This window comes from Halomonas lysinitropha, assembly GCF_902500215.1.
Taxonomy (GTDB): Bacteria; Pseudomonadota; Gammaproteobacteria; order Pseudomonadales; family Halomonadaceae; genus Halomonas; species Halomonas lysinitropha.
The window spans coordinates 184772-203976 of sequence record NZ_CABVOU010000046.1 but is presented as its reverse complement, the minus strand read 5'-3'; the positions used below and the strand labels follow the sequence as shown (position 1 = coordinate 203976).

The window sequence follows — 19205 nt, the reverse complement described above, 5'->3', positions numbered from 1 at the left end:
AGAGGATTGTCGGGGCCTGTGCCCACCGGGCGACACTGTGCCTCAGAGGCTCGCGAAGGCACAGTGTCGCCCGGATCGGGTATCATTCGGCCTGACCATCTCATGGAGCCGCCATGCCAGCCACCCTGCCCCTGCCGCTCTCCACGCCGAACCGCAACCTGGTGCGGCTGACGATCGTGCGTGGCATCACCTGGACCGGTTTCCTGGCCGCGATCATCATCGGCATCGAACTGTTGGGCTTCTCCCTGGAGGTGCCTGCAGTGATTGGGGTGATCATCGCCATGGGGGTGATCAACATCGCCACCTGGTGGCGCATGGGGCGCCCGCGGGCGGTAACCCACGGCGAGTATCTGCTCCACCTGCTGCTCGATGTCTCTGGCCTGACGCTGCTGTTCTACTTCACCGGCGGCTCTCACAACCCTTTCATCAACTATTACCTGGTGCCGGTCACCATCGCCGCGGCGACGCTTCCCTGGCGGCATGCCTGGGTGGTAGCCGCCGCCTCCATGGCGGCCTACAGCTTCCTGATGATGGCCTATCAGCCGGTACCGCAATTCGCCCAGGGCCAAGACGGGGGGACTCTCAGCCTTCACGTGCTGGGCATGTGGCTCAACTTCGGACTTTCGGCGGGACTGGTCACCTTCTTCATCTACAAGATGGCCCACGCCCTGCGCAGTCGCGACCAGGCCCTGTCACGCACCCGTGAGGCCGCCCTGCGCAACGAGCAGGTACTGGCCGTGGCCACCCAGGCGGCTGGGACCGCCCATGAGCTGGGCACCCCGCTCTCCACCATGGCGGTGCTGCTCGGCGAGATGCGCGAAGAGGTCAGGGACCAGCCGGCACTGTCCCGGGACATCGAACTGCTCCGCCAACAGGTGGATACCTGCAAGTCGCGGTTGCGCCACCTGGTGGAGAGCGCCGACCGCCGACGCATGGCCGAGCCCGAGGTCCATGACGCCCGGCTATGGTTGGCCTGGGTGGTACAGCGCTGGCTGGTGCTGCGTCCCGATGTCAGCCACCATCTGAACGTCACCGAACGACGCGGCCGCCCCTGGCTGGCGGTGGATGCCACCCTCGACCAGGCACTGACCAACCTGCTGAACAACGCTGCCGATGCCAATCCGGACGATATCTCCATCCGCCTCGACTGGAACGATGACGAGGTGATCATCGACATCCGCGATCATGGTCCCGGGGTGGCGATGTCCATCGCCGACCAGCTGGGTGAGACCTTCGTCTCCACCAAGAGCAAGGGGCTGGGTATCGGCCTCTTCCTGACCCACGCCACCATCAACCGCTTCGGGGGCGGCGTAAGCCTGTACAATCACCCCGAGGGCGGCACCCTGACCGAGGTGACACTGCCACGCAGTCAGTCCCACCCCTGAAACCCGACGACTGCGCGCACCCGTGCCCGTCTGCGAGGACAAGATGCAAGAGACCGCCGAACGCCTGCTGATCATCGATGACGACGAGATGTTCTGCCACGTGCTCGACCGCGCCCTGAGTCGCCGCGGCTTTGAGGTGCTGGTCGCCCATGACGCCGCCCAGGCCCTATTCCTGGCACGCCGCCACCAGCCCCAGCTGGCCACGCTGGATCTCAAGCTTGAGCAGGAATCAGGGCTGAAGTTATTACCGGAACTACTCGAGATCGTGCCGAACTGCCGAGTGGTGGTACTGACAGGCTATTCGAGCATCGCTACCGCGGTGGAGGCGATCAAGCTGGGCGCGGTGAACTACCTATGCAAGCCCGCGGATGCCGACGACGTCCTCTTGGCCCTGTCGCGAGCGGAGGGCGACCCGGAAACCGAGGTGGCCGACAATCCACCCTCAATCAACCGCATCACCTGGGAGCATATCCAGAAGGTGCTGCAGGAGCACGACGGCAACATCTCGGCGACCGCCCGGGCGCTGGGCATGCACCGCCGCACCCTGCAGCGCAAGCTGCAGAAGCGGCCGGTGAGACGCTAACGTTACAAGCGGCCAAGCGGCCAAGCGGCCAAGCGGCCAAGCGGCCAAGCGGCCAAGCGGCCAAGCGGCCAAGCGGCCAAGCGGCCAAGCCGAGGCTCAAGCTTCAAGAAAAAATCGCAACGGGATTCCTTGGGGCTTGTGGCTCGGCGCTTATTGCGCCGTCCACCCCAGGTCGATGTTCCAGCTGGACCCGGTAACGGCCCCGGCGAGATCAGAGGCCAGGTAGCCGACCAGCTCGGCCACCTCAACAGGCTCGATAAGGCGCTTCACCGCCGCATTCTTGAGCATGATGTTCTCGATAACCTCCTGCTCCTTCATGCCATGCATCTTCGCCTGGTCGGCGATCTGATTGTCGACCAGCGGTGTCTTGACGTAGGCGGGACAGATGGCATTGGCGGTAATGCCCTGGCTGCCGCCCTCCAGTGCCGCGGTCTTGGTGAGGCCGATCATGCCATGCTTGGCGCTGATATAGGCCGATTTGCCCGGGGAGGCCACCTGAGCATGAACCGAGGCGATGTTGATGATGCGCCCCCAGCCATTCTCGCGCATGGAGGGCCAGGCGGCTTGGGCGAGCAGAAAAGGAGCCGTGAGCATCAGGTCGATGATCTGGCGCCACTTCGCTTCCGGGAACTCCTCGATGGGCGAGACATGTTGAATGCCGGCGTTGTTGACCAGGATATCGACACGTCCGAAACGCTTGATCGCGTCGGCCACCGCGGCCTTGCAGGCTTCGCCGTCGGTCAGGTCGGCCTGGAAGAAGGCGGCACCCGCCTGCTCGGCGATCTCCTTGCCCGCCGGATTGAAGTCCACGGCCAGGACCTGATGACCCTTTTCGCAGAAGTGGCGTACCACGGCCTCCCCGATGCCGCTGCTGGTGCCGGTAATCAGGGCGACGCGGGGTGTGGAAGCATTGGCGGTCATGCGTGACTCCTCTGTCCTGTGTCTCGGGCCGGAACCCGAGCAGGGCCCTCACGGGCCCGAGGTGGTGGTATCGATGTCGGCCACCAGCATAAGGCGAATGACGCAGCGCGTCATCCGCTCATGTATTCGACGCAGCCGATGTCATGACCCGCTCCATCAGCTGCTGGGCGAGGCGACTGCCCTGCTGTAGTGAGCCGACATCGGAAAGGTCATCGAGAAGCTCGCAACGCCACCAGCCCTCTGCCTCCCCCAAGGATTCGAACATGAAAGGGTAATGGCCGGTGGGCAGCGACAGCATCAGGTGTTCTGTCACCGGCCGTGGCGTACTTGGTTGATCGATGACGAGCGCCAGCGAGAGCGAGACGGGCGTGACCAGAGCGCCCAGCAGCCCTAGGCGACCATCATCAAGCCGGTGTGGCTGGAAGCAGATGGCATCCACCCCCAGTCGGGGGTTGAAACGAGGATCACGCTTGGCGTCCTTCAGATGGCAGCGGCTCCAAGCCTCGGACAGCTGACGCAGCCGGGCATACTGTTCACCGGTCAGTGCCTGCATGAGATCCTCCGGCGCGGTAGAGGGGTCATTATAGCCGTCGTGTCGAACATTCGGCAGGGGGAGGGCGAGCTGCTAGCATGAAATGCCGCTTTCCCCCTGCCGAGGAGCCTGTATGACACCCACTCAGCGACTGGAGATCGCCGTCGACATCGTCCACGAAGCCGGCCGAATGATCGTCGAGGCCCGTGAACATCAGGTATTCGGACAACGCTACAAGCATGGCCAGGAGCTGGTCACGGACACCGACGTCGAGGTGGATACGTACATCAGCGAGCGTATCGAGCAGCACTTTCACGGTGAGGCACGCCTCAGCGAGGAGCTGACCCCCGATCGACAGGTGCTGAACAGCCCACAGGCCCTGTGGGTGGTGGACCCCATCGACGGTACGGTCAATTTTGCCCATGGCCTGCGTCATGTGGCCGTCTCCATCGGCTGGGCAAACGAGGGTCACACCCGCCTGGGGGTGGTGCATGCTCCTTTCCTGGGCGAAACCTTCACTGCGCTTTACGGTCAGGGGGCCTGGTGCAATGGCCAGGCGATTCATGCCAGCCGCACCGGCAACCTGGCCCACGCCCTGGTGGGCACCGGCTTTCCCTATCGTCGCGACAGTCGCATGCCGCTGATGCGTCGCCTCTCCGCCGTGCTGTCCCACTGTCAGGACGTGCGACGTAACGGCTCGGCGGCCCTGGATCTGTGTGATGTGGCCTGCGGCCGACTGGATGCCTACTACGAGAGCGTCTCGCCCTGGGATTGTGCCGCCGGCTGGCTGATCGCCCGAGAGGCAGGCGCTCGTACCGGCCACCTCTATCCGGGTCCGACGGGGATTCCCGACGACCTCTACGGCGAAAACCTGCTGGTGACCAGCCCCAACCTGCATATCGAGCTCGGTGACTTGCTGCGACGGGCCGATGCCGGGGAAATTGACCTGTGAACAGCGCGATAGCGGGTTGTCATTAGCCTGCAAGGAGGCGGCTATTGGCGAAACGTTGCCTACACCGTCACAATGGCTAGCCTTTTAACTTGACCCCACTTCACGCACCCTGCCTTGCAAGGAGTCACTGAATGTTCGTCGTTATCTTCGGTCGCCCCGCCTGTCCCTTCTGCGACCGGGCCAAGGCGCTCGCCGCCCGGCTCGAGAGTGCCGGTGCCATCGAGAGCCACCGCTACATCGATATCCATGCCGAAGGCATCACCAAGGCTGACCTGGAGAAGACCATCGGCAAGCCGGTGCACACCGTACCGCAGATCTTCATCGACCAGACCCATGTCGGCGGATTCACCGAATTCGACCGCTATGTGCGTGACCAGGCACTGCTGACGGTCGCTAGCTGAACCGACCGGCCCTAAGCCGTCCTCGCCCCCGAGGCACGGAACTGGATCAGCTTGCTTCTAATCCAGCTAACCCCGTCACGGCGAACGTCTTCCCCGCGTTGAATGCCACTCCCGACCCGCTGCCTATACTGGCGGCGTGCAGGCGCGCACAGGGCATCACGGACAGAGGGACAAGGCACGATGCAACGGGAAGAGTTCGTTCAGCAGCTTTGGCTGGACTATATCCACCAGCATCCGGACGTCGGCAGTCTACGGCTATGGCCCGTAGAGGCGCCGGCAGAATACCTGGCGATCCTGACACTGAACCATGGCCCCTGGGCCATGGAGGCCCTGCTACCGACCCTGGGACGATTCGGCTATCGCCCGCACCAGCGCTACGCCATGGCCGATCGCGGCTTGCTTGTCACCTTGCTCACCGCACCGGACGATGGGGCCTGGGTACTACTCGCCGAGCTCCAGCTGGGCACCCTGTCACGCCGCCCCCGTGAACACCTCCACCAGCTGGTCGGTAGCGCCGACCCCCGTGAGGCTCGCAGTCAAGCCCTGCTCTGCCATGGCCGTCCTTGGCCGATGCCCGACTGGAGCACCTACCAGGCCCTCCACCAGGCCCACCCTTTAGCCGGCTGGCTTGCGGTGATGGGGCCAAGGGTGCATCACGCCGGATTCGACTGCCAGCGCCTGGGACACGACATCACAGAGCTCGACGTTCAACTGCAGCAAACGGGTCTCACCGGCACCAGCGACCACCATCACGGTCTCTTCCCCGTCTCGCCACTGCTCGACTACCGCTTCTATGCCACCAGCTCCCGTCGCCTGGTTTTCGCCGAAGGCGACGAGCACCGTGTCGGCCTCGGCGGACTCTCTCTCGTCCAGAAACAGGTCAGCGCCAATCAGGAGCGTGCGGCCGAGCTCCTGTTGCCGCACCATACCCGCTGCGAAATCTCCTGATTTCTGAGCCTGCACGAATCTCTGGGTAACGCCGTGCATCGTGCGCGCAAAAGAGCGCCCCGGACACTGGTCCGGGGCGCATGCCTTCCTTGTCACCGTCGGGGAGATCAGGCCTCGAAGGTCATCTCCGGAACGTGATCCGGCACCACCAGCTTGCCGGCGGTGAGCGACTTGATCTCCTCCACGGAGACGCCCGGCGCCCGCTCCTTGAGGTGGAAGGCACCATCCTTGATCTCCAGGTAGGCGAGGTCGGTCAGCACCCGGTTGATGCAGCCCGCGCCGGTCAGCGGCAGGTTGCAGGACTCGAGCAGCTTGGACTCCCCATGCTTGGAGGCGTGGGTCATGGTACAGATGATGTTCTCGGCACCGGCTACCAGATCCATGGCGCCACCCATGCCCTTGATCAGCTTGCCGGGGATCATCCACGAAGCGATGTTGCCGTTCTGGTCGACCTCGAAGGCGCCCAGCACGGTCAGATCCACGTGCCCGCCGCGGATCATGGCGAAGGATTCGCCGGAGGAGAAGATCGCCGCCCCCGGGCGCGCCGTCACCGTCTCCTTGCCGGCATTGATCATGTCCGGGTCGACCTCGGCCTCGGTGGGATAGCGCCCCATGCCGAGCAGGCCATTCTCGGACTGCAGCATGACGTCGATGCCGTCAGGGATATAGTTGGCCACCAGGGTCGGGATGCCGATGCCCAGGTTGACGTAGAAGCCGTCCTCGAGTTCGCGCGCCACGCGCATTGCCATCTGTTCGCGAGTCAGTGCCATCTTCTTGCCTCTTGTGTTCGGTGGAGAAGCGGTCGTTGGAGAAAGAGCGTCGGGCTCAACCCTCGCGTACGGTGCGCTTCTCGATGCGCTTCTCGAAGGTGCCCTGGATCAGGCGGTCGACATAGATGCCCGGAGTGTGGATCTGGTCGGGCTTGAGCTCGCCGGGTTCGACGATCTCTTCGACCTCGACCACGGTGATCTTGCCGGCGGTGGCGGCCATCGGGTTGAAGTTCTGGGCGGTGTCGCGGTAGACGACGTTGCCGTAGCGATCGGCCTTCCAGCCCTTGACGATGGCGAAATCCCCCACCACCGACTCCTCGAGGATACAGTGGCGACCGTTGAACTCACGTACCTCCTTGCCCTCGCCGATGGGCGTGCCATAGCCGGTGGCGGTATAGAAGGCCGGGATGCCGGCACCACCGGCACGCATCTTCTCTGCCAGCGTCCCTTGGGGGGTGAGGATCACCTCGATCTCGTCGTTGAGCATCTGTTTCTCGAAGAGCGCATTCTCGCCGACGTAGGATGCATGGATACGACTGATCTGCTTGTCCTCGAGCAGTAGACCCAGGCCGAAGCCGTCTACGCCGCAGTTGTTGGACCATATCGTCAAGTCCTTGACACCGCGACGCTTGATCTCGGCGATCAGGTTCTCGGGGATACCGCAGAGACCGAAGCCGCCGGCAATCACGGTCATGCCACTCTCGATACCGTCCATTGCCTCTTCGTAGGAATACACACGCTTGTCGAATCCGGCCATAGTGGCGCCTCGCGTTGTTGTCGAATGAATCGTTGTCGAATGAATCGTCGTGAAGTGAAAAGGGAGTGAAGCGAATGGGAAGAATGTCAGCCCAGTGTTGCTGTTGCCAATATATTTGTTAAGTTTGTTTTATTTATTGATTGATCCGATACTTTAATATATTTGACCTTGGTAGCATGCCGTGACCGTCAAGCAACTGCGCGCCTTCCTCGCCGTGGCCCGGACCCTGAGCTTTACTCAGGCCTGTGAACACCTGCATCTCTCCCAGCCGGCCCTGAGCCTGGCGATCAAGGGGCTCGAGGAGAGCCTGGGCGGCCGCCTGCTGATACGCAGCACCCGCAGCGTGCGGCTTACCCCGGAGGGCGAGACGCTCGTGCCCCTGGCCAAGCGCCTGATTGCCGAGTGGGATAATACCGAGGAGCTGCTGCGTCAACGCTTCACCCTCCAGCTGGGCCGACTGGCGGTGGCCACCATGCCCTCCTTTGCCAGCAACCTGTTGCCCCCTGCCCTGCGCGTTTTCCGCCAGCGCCATCCACGGGTCAACGTCACGGTCCATGACGTCATCAACGAGCAGGTGATCGAGATGGTCCGCGCTCGCCAGGTCGAGCTGGGGCTGGTGTTCGAGCCCGAGGCCACCGGCAGCCTCTCCTTCTCCCCCCTGTTTCGCGACCGCTTCGTCGCCGTGGTGCCGCCCGACTCGCGCCTGGCCGAGCGTTCACGACTCGGCTGGCCGACGCTGATGACCCGTGACTTCATTGCCCTGCAACGCCCATCCATGGTGCGCCGGCTGCTGGAACAGCAGCTGGAAAATCGGGGCTTCACCCTGCCCGCTGCCTTCGAATGCCACCAGCTGACTACCGTGGGACGCATGGTCGCCAGCGGCCTGGGCGTCAGCGCTGTCCCGTCGCTATGCATCGCCCAGATGCAGGAGCTCGGCGCCATCTGCGTGCCCCTCGATGATCCAGTGATCGAACGCGACGTCGGGGTGTTGACCTGGAACAACCATGAACTCTCGGTGGCCGCCCTGGCGTTGCAGGAAGTCCTCGCCGAAACCATTCGCGCCCCTGGTCTGGCAGCAGGACATTGACCCGGCAGCTGGGCAGCCCGCGGTCGATCCATTAGCATGGCAAACTTGTAAACCCGGCCAAGGAGACAGGCATGCCAACCCTCCGGGGGCTCGTCAGCGTCCTGCTGCTGATTCTCACTACCCTCGCCTGGGGCATCCCGCTTATCCTGCTCACCCTGGTCAAGCTGGTGACCCCGGGGCGTCAGCTGCGTCGCCAAGTGCTGACGGCGCTCAACGGGGTCGCCCTCAACTGGGTGGGCAGCAATCTCTGGTGGATGCGTCGCTGGCTGAAGCCGCGGCTGGAGATGGTAGTGCCCGACGGTCTTTCACGCGAGCAATGGTGGCTGGTGCTCTCGAACCACCGCAGCTGGACCGACATCTTCCTGCTGTTCTTTGCCCTGCATCGGCGCCTTCCCATGCCCCACTTCTTCGTCAAGCGTCAGCTGATCTGGATCCCCATCGTCGGACTGGCCTTCTGGGCCATGGAGTTCCCCATGCTGCGTCGCCTGAGCCGCGAGCAGCGCCAGCGCAATCCAAAGCTGGCGCGTCGCGACCGGGAAGCCACCGAGCGCATGTGCCGCCACGCCCGGGAGCGACCCATCGCCATCTACAACTTCGTCGAGGGCACTCGCTTCACCCCTGCCAAGCAGGCCGCCCAGGGTGCCCCCTATCGCCACCTGCTGAGGCCCCGCGCCGGGGGCATCGCCCAGGTGATGAACCTGCTCGGCGATCGCCTGGGCGGCATCCTCGATGTCACCCTGGACTACGAGAATCCTGCCCCCAGTTTCTGGGGCTTCCTCTGTGGCCGTGAGGGACCGGTACGGCTGGTAGCCCGGCGACTGGAAGTCCCTACCTGGATGCTTGAAGGTGACTATCACGATGACAAAGACTACAAGGAACGCTTCCAGTCATGGCTCAATGCCCTGTGGCAGGACAAGGATCGCCAGCTCGACTCATCGCGCTGACCCTGTTGCTGGTCAGCCTGGCACTGTTATTGGTCGGCTGCGCCGGAGGCGCCGGAGATAGTCGCCCGGACAGGCAGAACGCCGGCCAGTGGATCACCATCCAGCGGGGCGACACCCTGGGCGAGATCGCCAACCGCGCCGACGTGCCCCTGGTGCGCCTGGAGCGCTTCAACCCCGGTATCGATGCCCGGCATCTAGCCATCGGCCAGCGCGTGCTGGTCCCGGGGCGCGATGAGCGGGCCCCCTCCGGCGGGCCCTACCGCTACCGCGTGAGGCCCGGAGACACCTACAGCGCTATCGCTCAGCGCTTCGGCAGCCGCGCCGAGCGGATTCAGGCGGCCAACCCCGGTATCGCCCCCACCAACCTCAAGGTTGGCCAGCTGATCCAGGTACCGCTGGGGGGCCGACAGGCGACCTCCACGGGCACCAGCGGGGGCAGCACCGCGGGCAAGGCGTCCAGCACGCGACAGGCTAGTCGGCCGGCAAGCAAGCGCCTGCCTGACCCGGGAAACCTGCCCGCTTCCGCGCACGGCTGGCCCTGGCCGCTGGACGACTACCGAGTCGAGCGTCCCTTTGGTGCCGACAGCCGCGGCACCCTGCAACCCATGCTGCTCAGCACTCGCCGGGGCAGTCGCGCGCAGGCCGTAGCCGACGGCGAGGTGCGCTTTGCCGACAGCATGCGGCAGCTGGGCCAGGTGGTCATCGTGCACCATGCCGACAACCTCCAGAGTGTCTATGCCCTCTGCGCAAAGCCCCTGGTCGCCAGCGGGGACTCGGTCAAGCGTGGAGCCCCGGTCTGCGAAATCGGCCAGCAGGACGGCAGCCCACGGCTGCTCTTCGACATGCGCCATGGTGGCAAGCCCATCGACCCGGCCCGAGTACTCCGCTGACGGACCGACGGTGCCCGTGCTTTCGCGCCGGCCCGCCGTCATGCCTTCTTCATCGCCGTGACGCGCTGTTGTCATGCCCACCCGGCATCCTCGGCGGTGTCAGCCCTTTCGGGCCTGCCACCGCGAGAGGAGCTCCATGCGCATCTGCCTGGTCAGTGAAACCTGGTCCCCCGACATCAATGGGGTCGCTCATACCCTCGGACACCTCAGTTCAGAGCTACGCCAGCGTGGCGTGGCCCTTCAGCTGATCCGACCCCGGCCGGCTGACGGGGCTACGCCACGGGCCGATGGAATGGAAGCGGAACTCCGGGTGCCGGGGCTGGGCCTGCCGGGCTACCGCCAGGTCCGCATCGGTCTGCCTGCCACGGCGGCCATCCAACGCCTGTGGCGGCAGCAGCGACCGTCGGCCGTCTACCTGGCCACCCAGGGGCCGCTGGGCTGGTCGGCCATGCGCGCCGCCAAGCGGCTAGGTATCCCGGTGGTCAGCGGCTGGCACACCAACTTCGATCACTACTGCCGCGACTATGGCTTGCCCTGGCTGGCGCCGCTGGTGCTGCGCCGCCTGCGTCACTTCCACAACCGCACGACCGCCACCCTGGTGCCGACCCGAGACCAGGCCGAGGCGCTGGCCGACCGCGGCTTCGCCAACCTGCGGGTCATGGCACGTGGCATCGACGGCGAACGCTTCTCGCCAGTCCATCGCGACCCGGCCCTGCGCGCCGCCTGGGGCAGCGATGCTCATCGTCCGGTAGCGCTTCATGTTGGACGTCTCGCCGCCGAGAAGAACCTCGACCTGCTGCGCGACACCTTCACGGCGATGCTCGCTGCCCGTCCGGATATCACCCTGGTGGTGGTCGGTGACGGCCCGGGGCGAGCCGCACTGGAGCGGGCTCTGCCTGACGCCCACTTTGCCGGTTTCATCGATCGCGAAAGCCTGGTCCGCCACTACGCCAGTGCCGACCTCTTCGTCTTCCCTTCGATCTCCGAGACCTGGGGCAATGTGGTGCTTGAGGCCATGGCCAGTGGCCTGGCCGTGGTGGCCTTCCGCCATGCCGCCGGCGCCGAACTGATCGACGACGATCTCAACGGTGTCAGCCTGGCAGTGGGTGACGAAGCCGGCTTCCGGGAGGCTGCCGCTGCCCTCTGCCAAGAGCCTGCCCGTTATGCCCGCCTGGGTCGCGCCGCCAGAGAGGGTGCCTTGACGTACCGTTGGTCGGCGATTGCCGACACCTTCCTCGCCACCCTGGCCCAGCCACGGGAGACTCATGATGAAGCTGCATCCACCTGCCGTGTTTGAACGCCTCGACCTCATCGAGTGGCAGCTCTGCCGGCGCCTGGCCGGCTTCAACGTCCACCCACCCTGGCTGGCCCTGCTGCGTCTTTCCAGCAAGCTGGGGGATTGGCCACTATGGGTCGGACTGATCATCGCCCAGCCGCTGCTCCAACCCGCCGGTAGCGGTCAGAAGATGGTCCAGTACAGCGTCACGGCGCTGGTGGCCATCGGCATTTACCGGCTCCTCAAGACTCGCCTCTGTCGCGAGCGGCCCTTCATCACCTTCAGGGGTATCATCCACTGCAACGAGCCAGCTCGGGACCGCTACAGCTTCCCCAGTGGCCATACCATGCATGCCGTATTGTTCTGCACCCTGACCGCCGCCCATGCCCCCTGGCTGCTGCCCTGGCTGATTCCTGTCGCGTTGCTGATTGCCGTGTCACGTGTGGGCCTGGGGCTGCACTACATCAGCGATGTCGCGGCCGGCGCACTGCTCGGGCTGGTCTTTGCTCTGATCAGTCTGCAGCTAACCGGCTGACCGAAACCCCCTGGCCGCTACCGGATCGGGCTGGCATCCTGACCTCATGCGTTCCGGATATACCCAGAAGGGCGAACCCCTGCTCGATTCGCCTCCCCTGACACTGTTCACCGGCCTGCTCGGCGAGCCCACCGCGACCCGGCTTCTGGCGCAACTCGACCAGGCGCTGGCCTGGCAACGACCGACTCTCCGCCTTTACGGACGGGAGCATCCGATACCGCGGCGACAATTGTGGATGGGCGATCCCGAGGCTCGCTACTGCTACTCGGGTCGTGACTTCTCACCCGAGCCCTGGCATCCCGCAGTATCGAGCCTTCTCGGCACCGTCATCCAGCGCCTGGCCAATGCCGGCCTCCCGGCGCGATTCAACAGCGTACTCCTCAATCGCTACGCCGATGGCCAGGAGCGCATGGGATGGCACAGCGACAACGAGCCGGAACTCGGCCCGGACCCGCTGATCGCCGCGGTGAGCCTGGGGACAAAGCGCCCGATGCGCTTCCGCTGGCAGGATCGTTCCCATGAGGCCTTCAATGTCTGGCTACCCCATGACAGCCTGCTGGTGATGGGGGCCGGCGTGCAGAGCAGGCTGCAGCATGCCCTGCTGCCACGCCAACTGCCCGGCCTGCGTATCAGCCTGACCTTCCGCCTGGTGAACCCTACGGTGTCGCCTGCCTGACACGCTGCAATCCTCGTTGGACTCCCTTCATGACAAAACGGCCACCCCGGGTCGGGATCGCCGCTATTGAAGATCCAGATAGATAACGGTATAAATGGAGAGGCGTCAGCCCCGATGGTAACCGGGCGTGACGAAGGGCATCTTGGTCACCGTCATCGGCAGACGCTTGCCGCGCACCTCGGCGTACACTGTGGTGCCGACCTCGCTGGCCTCGATGGCCACATAGCCCATCGCCACCGGCTGGCCAACGCTGGGGCCGAAGCCGCCGGAGGTCACGCGACCCACATGGTGATCTTCGCCATCATAGAGGTCGGCCCCCTCGCGCACCGGGGCGCGCCGCTCGCCGAGCAGTCCCACCCGCTTGCGGCGATGGTCCTTCTCGGCCACCTGATGCAGGATCAGGTCGGCGCCGGGGAAACCACCGGCGCGTTCGCCGCCGCGACGTCGTGGCTTGCCGATGGCCCAGATCAGCCCGGCCTCCACCGGCGTCGTCCCAGTATCGATATCGTGACCATAGAGGCAAAGCCCTGCCTCGAGGCGCAACGAATCACGAGCGCCCAGGCCGATCGCCTCGACCTCTTCCTCCTCCAGCAGGCGGCGCGCCAACGCCTCGCACTCCTCGGCAGCCACCGAGATTTCGAAGCCGTCCTCGCCGGTATAGCCGCTGCGGCTGACCCAGACATCGATGCCCGCGATGGTGAAGTGGCCATGCTGCATAAAGACCATCTCGCAGGCCTCGGGGCTGAGCCGCTGCATCACCTCGGCCGCCGCCGGCCCCTGCAACGCCAGCAGGCCTCGGTCGACCATCTCGATCTCATGGCCGAGCAGGCCACGATGCAGGTGGGCGAAATCCTGTTCCCGACAGGCGGCGTTGACCACCAGGTAGAGGTGATCCCCCGCATTGACCACCATCAGGTCGTCCAAGATACCGCCCTCCTCGCTGGTGAACAGCGCATAACGCTGCATGCCTTCAGGAAGGCCGACGATGTCCGCCGGCACCAGGGTCTCCAATGCTTCGGCCGGCCGCGGGCCGCGAACGAGGATCTGCCCCATATGGGAGACATCGAAGAGCCCGCAGGCGCGACGGGTATGCTCGTGCTCGCGCTTGACCCCCAGCGGGTACTGCACCGGCATGTCATAGCCGGCAAAGGGCACCATCTTGGCCCCCAGCTCCACGTGCAAGGCGTGCAGAGGGGTGTACTTGAGTTTACTCATTGCATCATCGCTCATGAATTGGGCGCCAACGCAAGAGAGGTGCCCCTCGGGACACCTCTCCAGCGTGAATCACCTTCAGGATTTGTCGTGGTCCAGTTCCTCACCCGGCAGGATGTCCTTGCCATCGAAGTAGTCACGGGCCAGCTTGAAGACCACCGGCGACAACAGCGCCAGGGCGATCAGGTTGGGAATGGCCATCATGGCATTGAAGACACTGGCCAGCACCCACACCAGGTCCAGGTTAGCCATGGCCCCGATCGGGATCGCAACGATGAACAGCACGCGGTAGAGCGTGATCGAGCGGGTGCCGAAGAGGAACTGGAAGCACTTCTCGCCGTAGAAGGACCAGCCCAGGATGGTGGTAAAGGCAAAGACCGCCAGGGCAAAGGTCACCACGTACTCGCCGATACCCGGCAGCGCCAGATCGAAGGAAACCGCCGTCAAGCGCGCGCCGGTCTCACCTCCGCTCCACTCGACGCTGGTCAGGATGACCAAGGCAGTAATGGAACAGACAATGATCGTATCGATGAAGGTCCCCAGCATGGCGATCAGGCCCTGCCGGATCGGGTTCTTGGTCTGCGCCGCCGCATGAGCGATGGGCGCGCTGCCCAGGCCGGCCTCGTTGGAGAAGATGCCGCGCGCCACGCCAAACTGAATCGCCATGGCCACACCGGCACCGGCGAAGCCACCTGCCGCGGCGATGGGATTGAAGGCATGATAGAAGATCAGGCTGAAGGCCTCGCCGATCTGGCTGGCATTGAGAATCAACACCAGGATACCTGCCAGCACATAGGCAATCCCCATGATCGGCACCAGCTTGCCCGCCACCCTGGCGATACGCTTGATGCCGCCCAGAATCACGGCCCCGGCCAATACCATCAGGATCAGGCCCGTCAGCCAGTGAGGCATGCCCAGCGACTCACTCAACCCCTCGGCCACCGAGTTGGACTGCACGGTGTTGCCGATGCCGAAAGCCGCCACGGCACCGAAGAAGGCGAAGGCACCGCCCAGCCATAGCCACTTCCTGCCCAGGCCGTTCTTGATGTAGAACATCGGCCCACCCACGTGGTAGCCGGTGCTGTCGGTCTCGCGGTAGCGCACCGCCAATACGGCTTCAGCGAACTTCGTCGCCATGCCCACCAGCGCCGTGATCCACATCCAGAACACCGCCCCCGGACCACCCAGAAAGATGGCGGTGGCCACGCCGGCGATGTTGCCGGTGCCAATGGTGGCGGACAACGCCGTCATCAAGGCATTGAAGGGCGAGATCTCACCCTCTTCCTGCTTGGTCTTCTTCTCGCCCGGCGCCAGCTTGCGATCGCGCCCCTGCCACATCAGCTTGAAGCCGGTGCCAAGCTTGCGAATCGGTATCAGCCTCAGACCAGCCTGCAGATAAATGCCGACACCCAGCAGGAGGATCAGCATGGGAACGCCCCATACGATACCTTCCACCGAGCTCAAGAATGCCATTAATGCTTCCACGGGAGTCTCCCTTGTTCACGCTTGTTGTTGTGACCCGTCACGAACACCGAACTTTCCCCAACGGAGAAGACGAAATCGTATGGACAGGCCAAGCTTCGACGAAAGATCGACAGGACTAACACCTTCACGATAGCGGATCCTGCCACTAGTGCACCAGCCCGACGCTGTGCAGAAGACACAGGTGGCGTGGACGGTGACATCTTCTGTTTCCTATCGGAAACGCGGAAGCCTACTGGGGGTAATGCCATGGAGCAAGAGAGGGAAACACTCGGCGGCTCCGGCACTGGACGAATCGGCACTGGCGGACCACCCTTTGAACGGGTCGAAGACCACCATGCGCCGAGTCGGCCCGCCGGGAGGACTCGCCAAATGCCGCCAATGGCGTTAGCATTCGCGAATCCGAAAACCTTTTTCGTATAGGAAATCACGATGAGCTCTATCCCCGCCAACCTGCGCTATGCCGAAAGCCATGAATGGGTCCTCGACAATGGCGACGGCACCGTGACCATCGGCATCACCGACCATGCCCAGGAAGCGCTGGGCGACGTGGTCTTCGTCGAGCTTCCCGAGGTGGGCCGCACCCTGGCCGTGGGCGACGAGTTCGGCGTCATCGAGTCGGTCAAGGCTGCCTCCGACCTCTTCGCACCGATCGCCGGTGAGATCCTCGAGGTCAACGAGGCCCTCGAGGATAGTCCCGAGACCGTCAACGAGTCCCCCTACGAGGATGGCTGGCTCATGAAGGTACGTCTCGAGGACGCCGGCGGCCTCGACGACCTGCTCGATGCCGACGCCTACCAGGCCGTCGCCGCCGAGGAGTGATCCTCGCCCCCCTCCTGGCACCGGCCAACCCGCGCCGGCCAACGAAGAGAGGCGCCCGATCCGGCCTCGTCCCTGACGGGGCCGGCCCGTTTCGATGACCCCAGGGGCAAGGCCCCGTCACGCACACAGGGTATTCCATGGCTTTCGACAACCGCCGCCTGGCCGAACTGGCCGCTCACGATGCTTTCCTCCAGCGCCACAACGGACCGGACGGTGCCGACGTGGATGGCATGCTCTCCACCCTCGGCATGGAGAGCCTGCCTGCGCTGATCGAGGCGACCGTCCCCGCGGGCATCAGGTTGGGGCGTGAGCTGGACCTGGACCCGCCCAGGAGCGAGGCCGAGGCCCTGGACTACCTGCAGCGCCTGGCCCGCCAGAATCGGGTCGTCAAGAGCTATATCGGCCAAGGTTACTACGACACCCACCTGCCGACCGTGATCCAGCGCAACGTGCTGGAGAATCCCGGCTGGTACACCGCCTACACCCCCTACCAGCCAGAGATCTCGCAGGGTCGCCTGGAAGGCCTGCTCAACTTCCAGCAGATGGTCATGGACCTGACCGGCATGGAGCTGGCCAATGCGTCGCTGCTCGACGAGGCGACCGCTGCCGCCGAGGCCATGGCGCTATGCAAGCGGGCCAACAAGAAGGCGAAAAGCGACGCCTTCTTCGTCGCCGAGGACGTCTTCCCCCAGACCCTCGACGTGGTGCGCACCCGCGCCGCCTGGTTCGGCTTCGAGCTGGTGGTGGCCCCGGCCGAGGAGCTCGCCGAGCATGAGGTCTTCGGTGCCCTGCTGCAGTACCCGGGCGACAGCGGGCAGGTTCGCGACCTGGCACCGCTGATCAAGGCGGCCCGCGAGCGCGGCGTAATGACCTGCGTGGTCGCCGATATCATGGGTCTGGTGCTGCTCAAGGAGCCGGGGGCTATCGGCGCCGACATGGTGGTGGGCTCCTCGCAGCGCTTCGGCGTGCCCATGGGCTATGGAGGCCCCCACGCCGCCTTCTTCGCCACCACCGACAAGCTCAAGCGCTCGATTCCGGGCCGCATTATCGGCGTCTCCCGGGACAGCCGCGGCAACACGGCGCTGCGCATGGCCATGCAGACCCGCGAGCAGCACATACGCCGCGAGAAGGCGACCTCCAACATCTGCACCGCCCAGGCGCTGCTGGCCAACATCGCCGGCTTCTACGCCGTCTACCACGGCGCCGAAGGGCTGCGTACCATCGCCTCGCGTATCCACCGCCTGACGACGATCCTCGCCGAAGGCCTCAAGACCAAGGGCGTCACCCTGGCCCACGACAGCTGGTTCGACACCCTGCGCCTGACCGGCCTGGATGCCGGCAAGCTCCATGGGCGGGCCATGACCCACGACCTCAACCTGCGCTACTTCGCGGGCGGCGACGTGGGCCTGAGCCTCGATGAGACCACCACCGCCCACGATGTGGATACCTTGTTCGATGTGCTCCTCGGCGAGGAGCACGGCCTCTCGGTGCGTGAACTCGACGACCGCGTGGTCGCGGCCGGCACCAGCGGCATCCCCTCGGCGTGCCAGCGCGAGTCGGACTTCCTGACCCACCCGACCTTCCGCCGCTACCACAGCGAGACGGAGATGCTGCGCTATCTCAAGCGTCTGGAAAACAAGGACCTGTCGCTGGCCCATGCCATGATCCCGCTGGGCTCCTGCACCATGAAGCTCAATGCCACCAGCGAGATGGTCCCGATCACCTGGCCGGAGTTTGCGCGCATCCACCCCTTCGCGCCCCGCAACCAGGTAGCAGGCTACCGGCAGATGATCGACGAACTGGCCGCCTTCCTGGTGGAAATTACCGGCTATGACCACATCTCCATGCAGCCCAACTCCGGCGCCCAGGGCGAATACGCCGGCCTGGTGGCCATCCGACGCTACCAGGCCGCCGAGGGCGAGGGGCACCGCGACGTCTGCCTGATCCCGAGCTCCGCCCACGGCACCAATCCCGCTTCTGCGGCCATGGCGCGGATGAAGGTGGTGGTGGTGGAGTGCGATAGCGACGGCAACATCGACCTCGAGGACCTGCGTGCCAAGGCCGAGCAGCACCGCGACGCCCTCTCGGCGATCATGATCACCTATCCCTCCACCCATGGCGTGTTCGAAGAGAGCGTGAGCCGGGTATGCGACATCGTGCATGACCATGGCGGCCAGGTGTACATCGACGGCGCCAACATGAATGCCCAGGTGGGCCTGACGCGTCCCGGCGATTTCGGTGGCGATGTATCCCACCTCAACCTGCACAAGACCTTCTGCATTCCCCACGGCGGCGGCGGTCCGGGCATGGGGCCGATCGGGGTCAAGGCCCACCTGGCCCCCTTCGTCGCCAATCACGTGGTGACGCCGCTGGAGGGGGTCGAGGCGAGCTGCGGTGCAGTCTCGGCGGCGCCCTTCGGCTCGGCCTCGATCCTGCCGATCTCCTGGGCCTACATCAAGATGATGGGCGCACGCGGCCTGCGTGAAGCCACCGAGTTGGCGATCCTCAACGCCAACTACATCGCCCGGCGACTCGAGGGGCACTACCCCGTGCTCTACAAGGGTCGCAACGATACCGTGGCCCACGAGTGCATCATCGACATCCGCCCGCTCAAGGCCGAGTCCGGCATCAGCGAGGAGGACATCGCCAAGCGCCTGATGGACTACGGTTTCCATGCCCCGACCATGTCCTTTCCGGTACCCGGCACGCTGATGATCGAACCCACCGAGTCGGAGTCGCGCTACGAGATCGACCGCTTCTGCGACGCCATGATCGCCATTCGCGAGGAGATCGGTCGAGTCGAGGCCGGCGACTGGCCGGCAGATGACAATCCCCTGGTCAAAGCGCCGCACACCATGGCTGACCTGATGGATGACGGCTGGGAACGCCCCTATAGCCGCGAGCTCGGTGCCTTCCCCTCCGATGCGGTCAAGGCCGCCAAGGTCTGGCCGGCGGTGAACCGGGTCGACAACGTCTTCGGTGACCGGCAACTGATCTGCTCCTGCCCGAGCATCGACGAATATCGGGAATGA

19 protein-coding genes are annotated in these 19205 nt (G+C 64.8%); 13 read left to right on the top strand and 6 right to left on the bottom strand.

Features of this window, described 5'->3' with window-relative positions; genetic code table 11:
• The first annotated feature begins 113 nt into the window (after nt 1-113).
• Nucleotides 114-1385: an ATP-binding protein gene (locus HALO32_RS16875; RefSeq protein ID WP_151445054.1), complete on the top strand. Its 1272-nt coding sequence runs from the start codon at nt 114-116 to the stop codon at nt 1383-1385.
• Nucleotides 1386-1428: 43 nt separating this feature from the next.
• Nucleotides 1429-1968 carry a response regulator transcription factor gene (locus HALO32_RS16870; protein WP_151445053.1) on the top strand — a complete coding sequence of 180 codons (540 nt, stop codon included), beginning with the start codon at nt 1429-1431 and terminating at the stop codon, nt 1966-1968.
• A 150-nt stretch (nt 1969-2118) separates the two neighbouring features.
• Here the strand turns inward: HALO32_RS16870 and HALO32_RS16865 are convergent, their stop codons facing one another.
• A complete protein-coding gene (locus tag HALO32_RS16865; protein WP_151445052.1) occupies nt 2119-2889 on the bottom strand; it encodes a 3-hydroxybutyrate dehydrogenase in 771 nt (256 codons plus the stop codon).
• Nucleotides 2890-3007: 118 nt separating this feature from the next.
• Entirely contained in the window at nt 3008-3442 is a 435-nt protein-coding gene (hybE, locus tag HALO32_RS16860) for a [NiFe]-hydrogenase assembly chaperone HybE (RefSeq protein ID WP_151445051.1), read from the bottom strand.
• Between the two features lie 112 nt (nt 3443-3554).
• On the opposite strand from hybE, the gene HALO32_RS16855 reads away from it, so the two are divergent.
• The 3 genes from HALO32_RS16855 to HALO32_RS16845 all read left to right on the top strand — a co-directional run bounded on the left by HALO32_RS16855 (nt 3555) and on the right by HALO32_RS16845 (nt 5722).
• Entirely contained in the window at nt 3555-4373 is an 819-nt protein-coding gene (locus HALO32_RS16855; protein ID WP_151445050.1) for an inositol monophosphatase family protein, read from the top strand.
• Between the two features lie 131 nt (nt 4374-4504).
• Nucleotides 4505-4774 (top strand): GrxA family glutaredoxin, encoded by a 270-nt coding sequence (locus HALO32_RS16850; protein ID WP_151445049.1) that lies wholly within the window; start codon nt 4505-4507, stop codon nt 4772-4774.
• Between the two features lie 180 nt (nt 4775-4954).
• A complete protein-coding gene (locus tag HALO32_RS16845) occupies nt 4955-5722 on the top strand; it encodes a VOC family protein (protein ID WP_151445048.1) in 768 nt (255 codons plus the stop codon).
• Between the two features lie 107 nt (nt 5723-5829).
• Here the strand turns inward: HALO32_RS16845 and HALO32_RS16840 are convergent, their stop codons facing one another.
• Entirely contained in the window at nt 5830-6492 is a 663-nt protein-coding gene (locus HALO32_RS16840; protein ID WP_151445047.1) for a CoA transferase subunit B, read from the bottom strand.
• 55 nt (nt 6493-6547) lie between these two features.
• The gene (locus HALO32_RS16835; RefSeq protein ID WP_151445046.1) at nt 6548-7249 is read right to left on the bottom strand and encodes a CoA transferase subunit A; all 702 of its coding nucleotides are present in this window, start codon (nt 7247-7249) and stop codon (nt 6548-6550) included.
• A 181-nt stretch (nt 7250-7430) separates the two neighbouring features.
• Between HALO32_RS16835 and HALO32_RS16830 the strand changes: the two genes are divergently transcribed.
• From HALO32_RS16830 to HALO32_RS16805, 6 genes are all read left to right on the top strand, one after another.
• Nucleotides 7431-8336, top strand: a complete 906-nt coding sequence (locus HALO32_RS16830; RefSeq protein ID WP_151445045.1) for a LysR family transcriptional regulator — start codon at nt 7431-7433, stop codon at nt 8334-8336.
• 71 nt (nt 8337-8407) lie between these two features.
• Nucleotides 8408-9280 (top strand): acyltransferase, encoded by an 873-nt coding sequence (locus HALO32_RS16825; RefSeq protein WP_151445044.1) that lies wholly within the window; start codon nt 8408-8410, stop codon nt 9278-9280.
• Complete coding sequence (locus HALO32_RS16820) at nt 9226-10170, top strand: LysM peptidoglycan-binding domain-containing M23 family metallopeptidase (RefSeq protein WP_151445043.1); 945 nt, start codon at nt 9226-9228, stop codon at nt 10168-10170. Before HALO32_RS16825 ends, HALO32_RS16820 begins: the two co-directional genes overlap by 55 nt.
• Nucleotides 10171-10306: 136 nt before the next feature.
• Nucleotides 10307-11467 (top strand): glycosyltransferase family 4 protein, encoded by a 1161-nt coding sequence (locus HALO32_RS16815; RefSeq protein ID WP_151445042.1) that lies wholly within the window; start codon nt 10307-10309, stop codon nt 11465-11467.
• Nucleotides 11439-11981 (top strand): phosphatase PAP2 family protein, encoded by a 543-nt coding sequence (locus tag HALO32_RS16810; protein WP_151445041.1) that lies wholly within the window; start codon nt 11439-11441, stop codon nt 11979-11981. The genes HALO32_RS16815 and HALO32_RS16810 overlap by 29 nt, the downstream gene beginning before the upstream one ends.
• Before the next feature lie 46 nt (nt 11982-12027).
• Nucleotides 12028-12657 carry an alpha-ketoglutarate-dependent dioxygenase AlkB family protein gene (locus tag HALO32_RS16805; protein ID WP_151445040.1) on the top strand — a complete coding sequence of 210 codons (630 nt, stop codon included), beginning with the start codon at nt 12028-12030 and terminating at the stop codon, nt 12655-12657.
• A gap of 105 nt (nt 12658-12762) precedes the next feature.
• Here HALO32_RS16805 and gcvT read toward each other — a convergent pair whose 3' ends face one another.
• Together gcvT and HALO32_RS16795 are read right to left on the bottom strand one after the other, a co-directional pair.
• Complete coding sequence (gcvT, locus tag HALO32_RS16800; protein WP_151445039.1) at nt 12763-13872, bottom strand: glycine cleavage system aminomethyltransferase GcvT; 1110 nt, start codon at nt 13870-13872, stop codon at nt 12763-12765.
• A 75-nt stretch (nt 13873-13947) separates the two neighbouring features.
• Entirely contained in the window at nt 13948-15342 is a 1395-nt protein-coding gene (locus tag HALO32_RS16795) for an alanine/glycine:cation symporter family protein (protein ID WP_407646894.1), read from the bottom strand.
• Nucleotides 15343-15783: 441 nt separating this feature from the next.
• Between HALO32_RS16795 and gcvH the strand changes: the two genes are divergently transcribed.
• Complete coding sequence (gcvH, locus tag HALO32_RS16790) at nt 15784-16173, top strand: glycine cleavage system protein GcvH (protein ID WP_151445037.1); 390 nt, start codon at nt 15784-15786, stop codon at nt 16171-16173.
• 137 nt (nt 16174-16310) lie between these two features.
• Nucleotides 16311-19205, top strand: a complete 2895-nt coding sequence (gene gcvP, locus HALO32_RS16785; protein WP_151445036.1) for an aminomethyl-transferring glycine dehydrogenase — start codon at nt 16311-16313, stop codon at nt 19203-19205.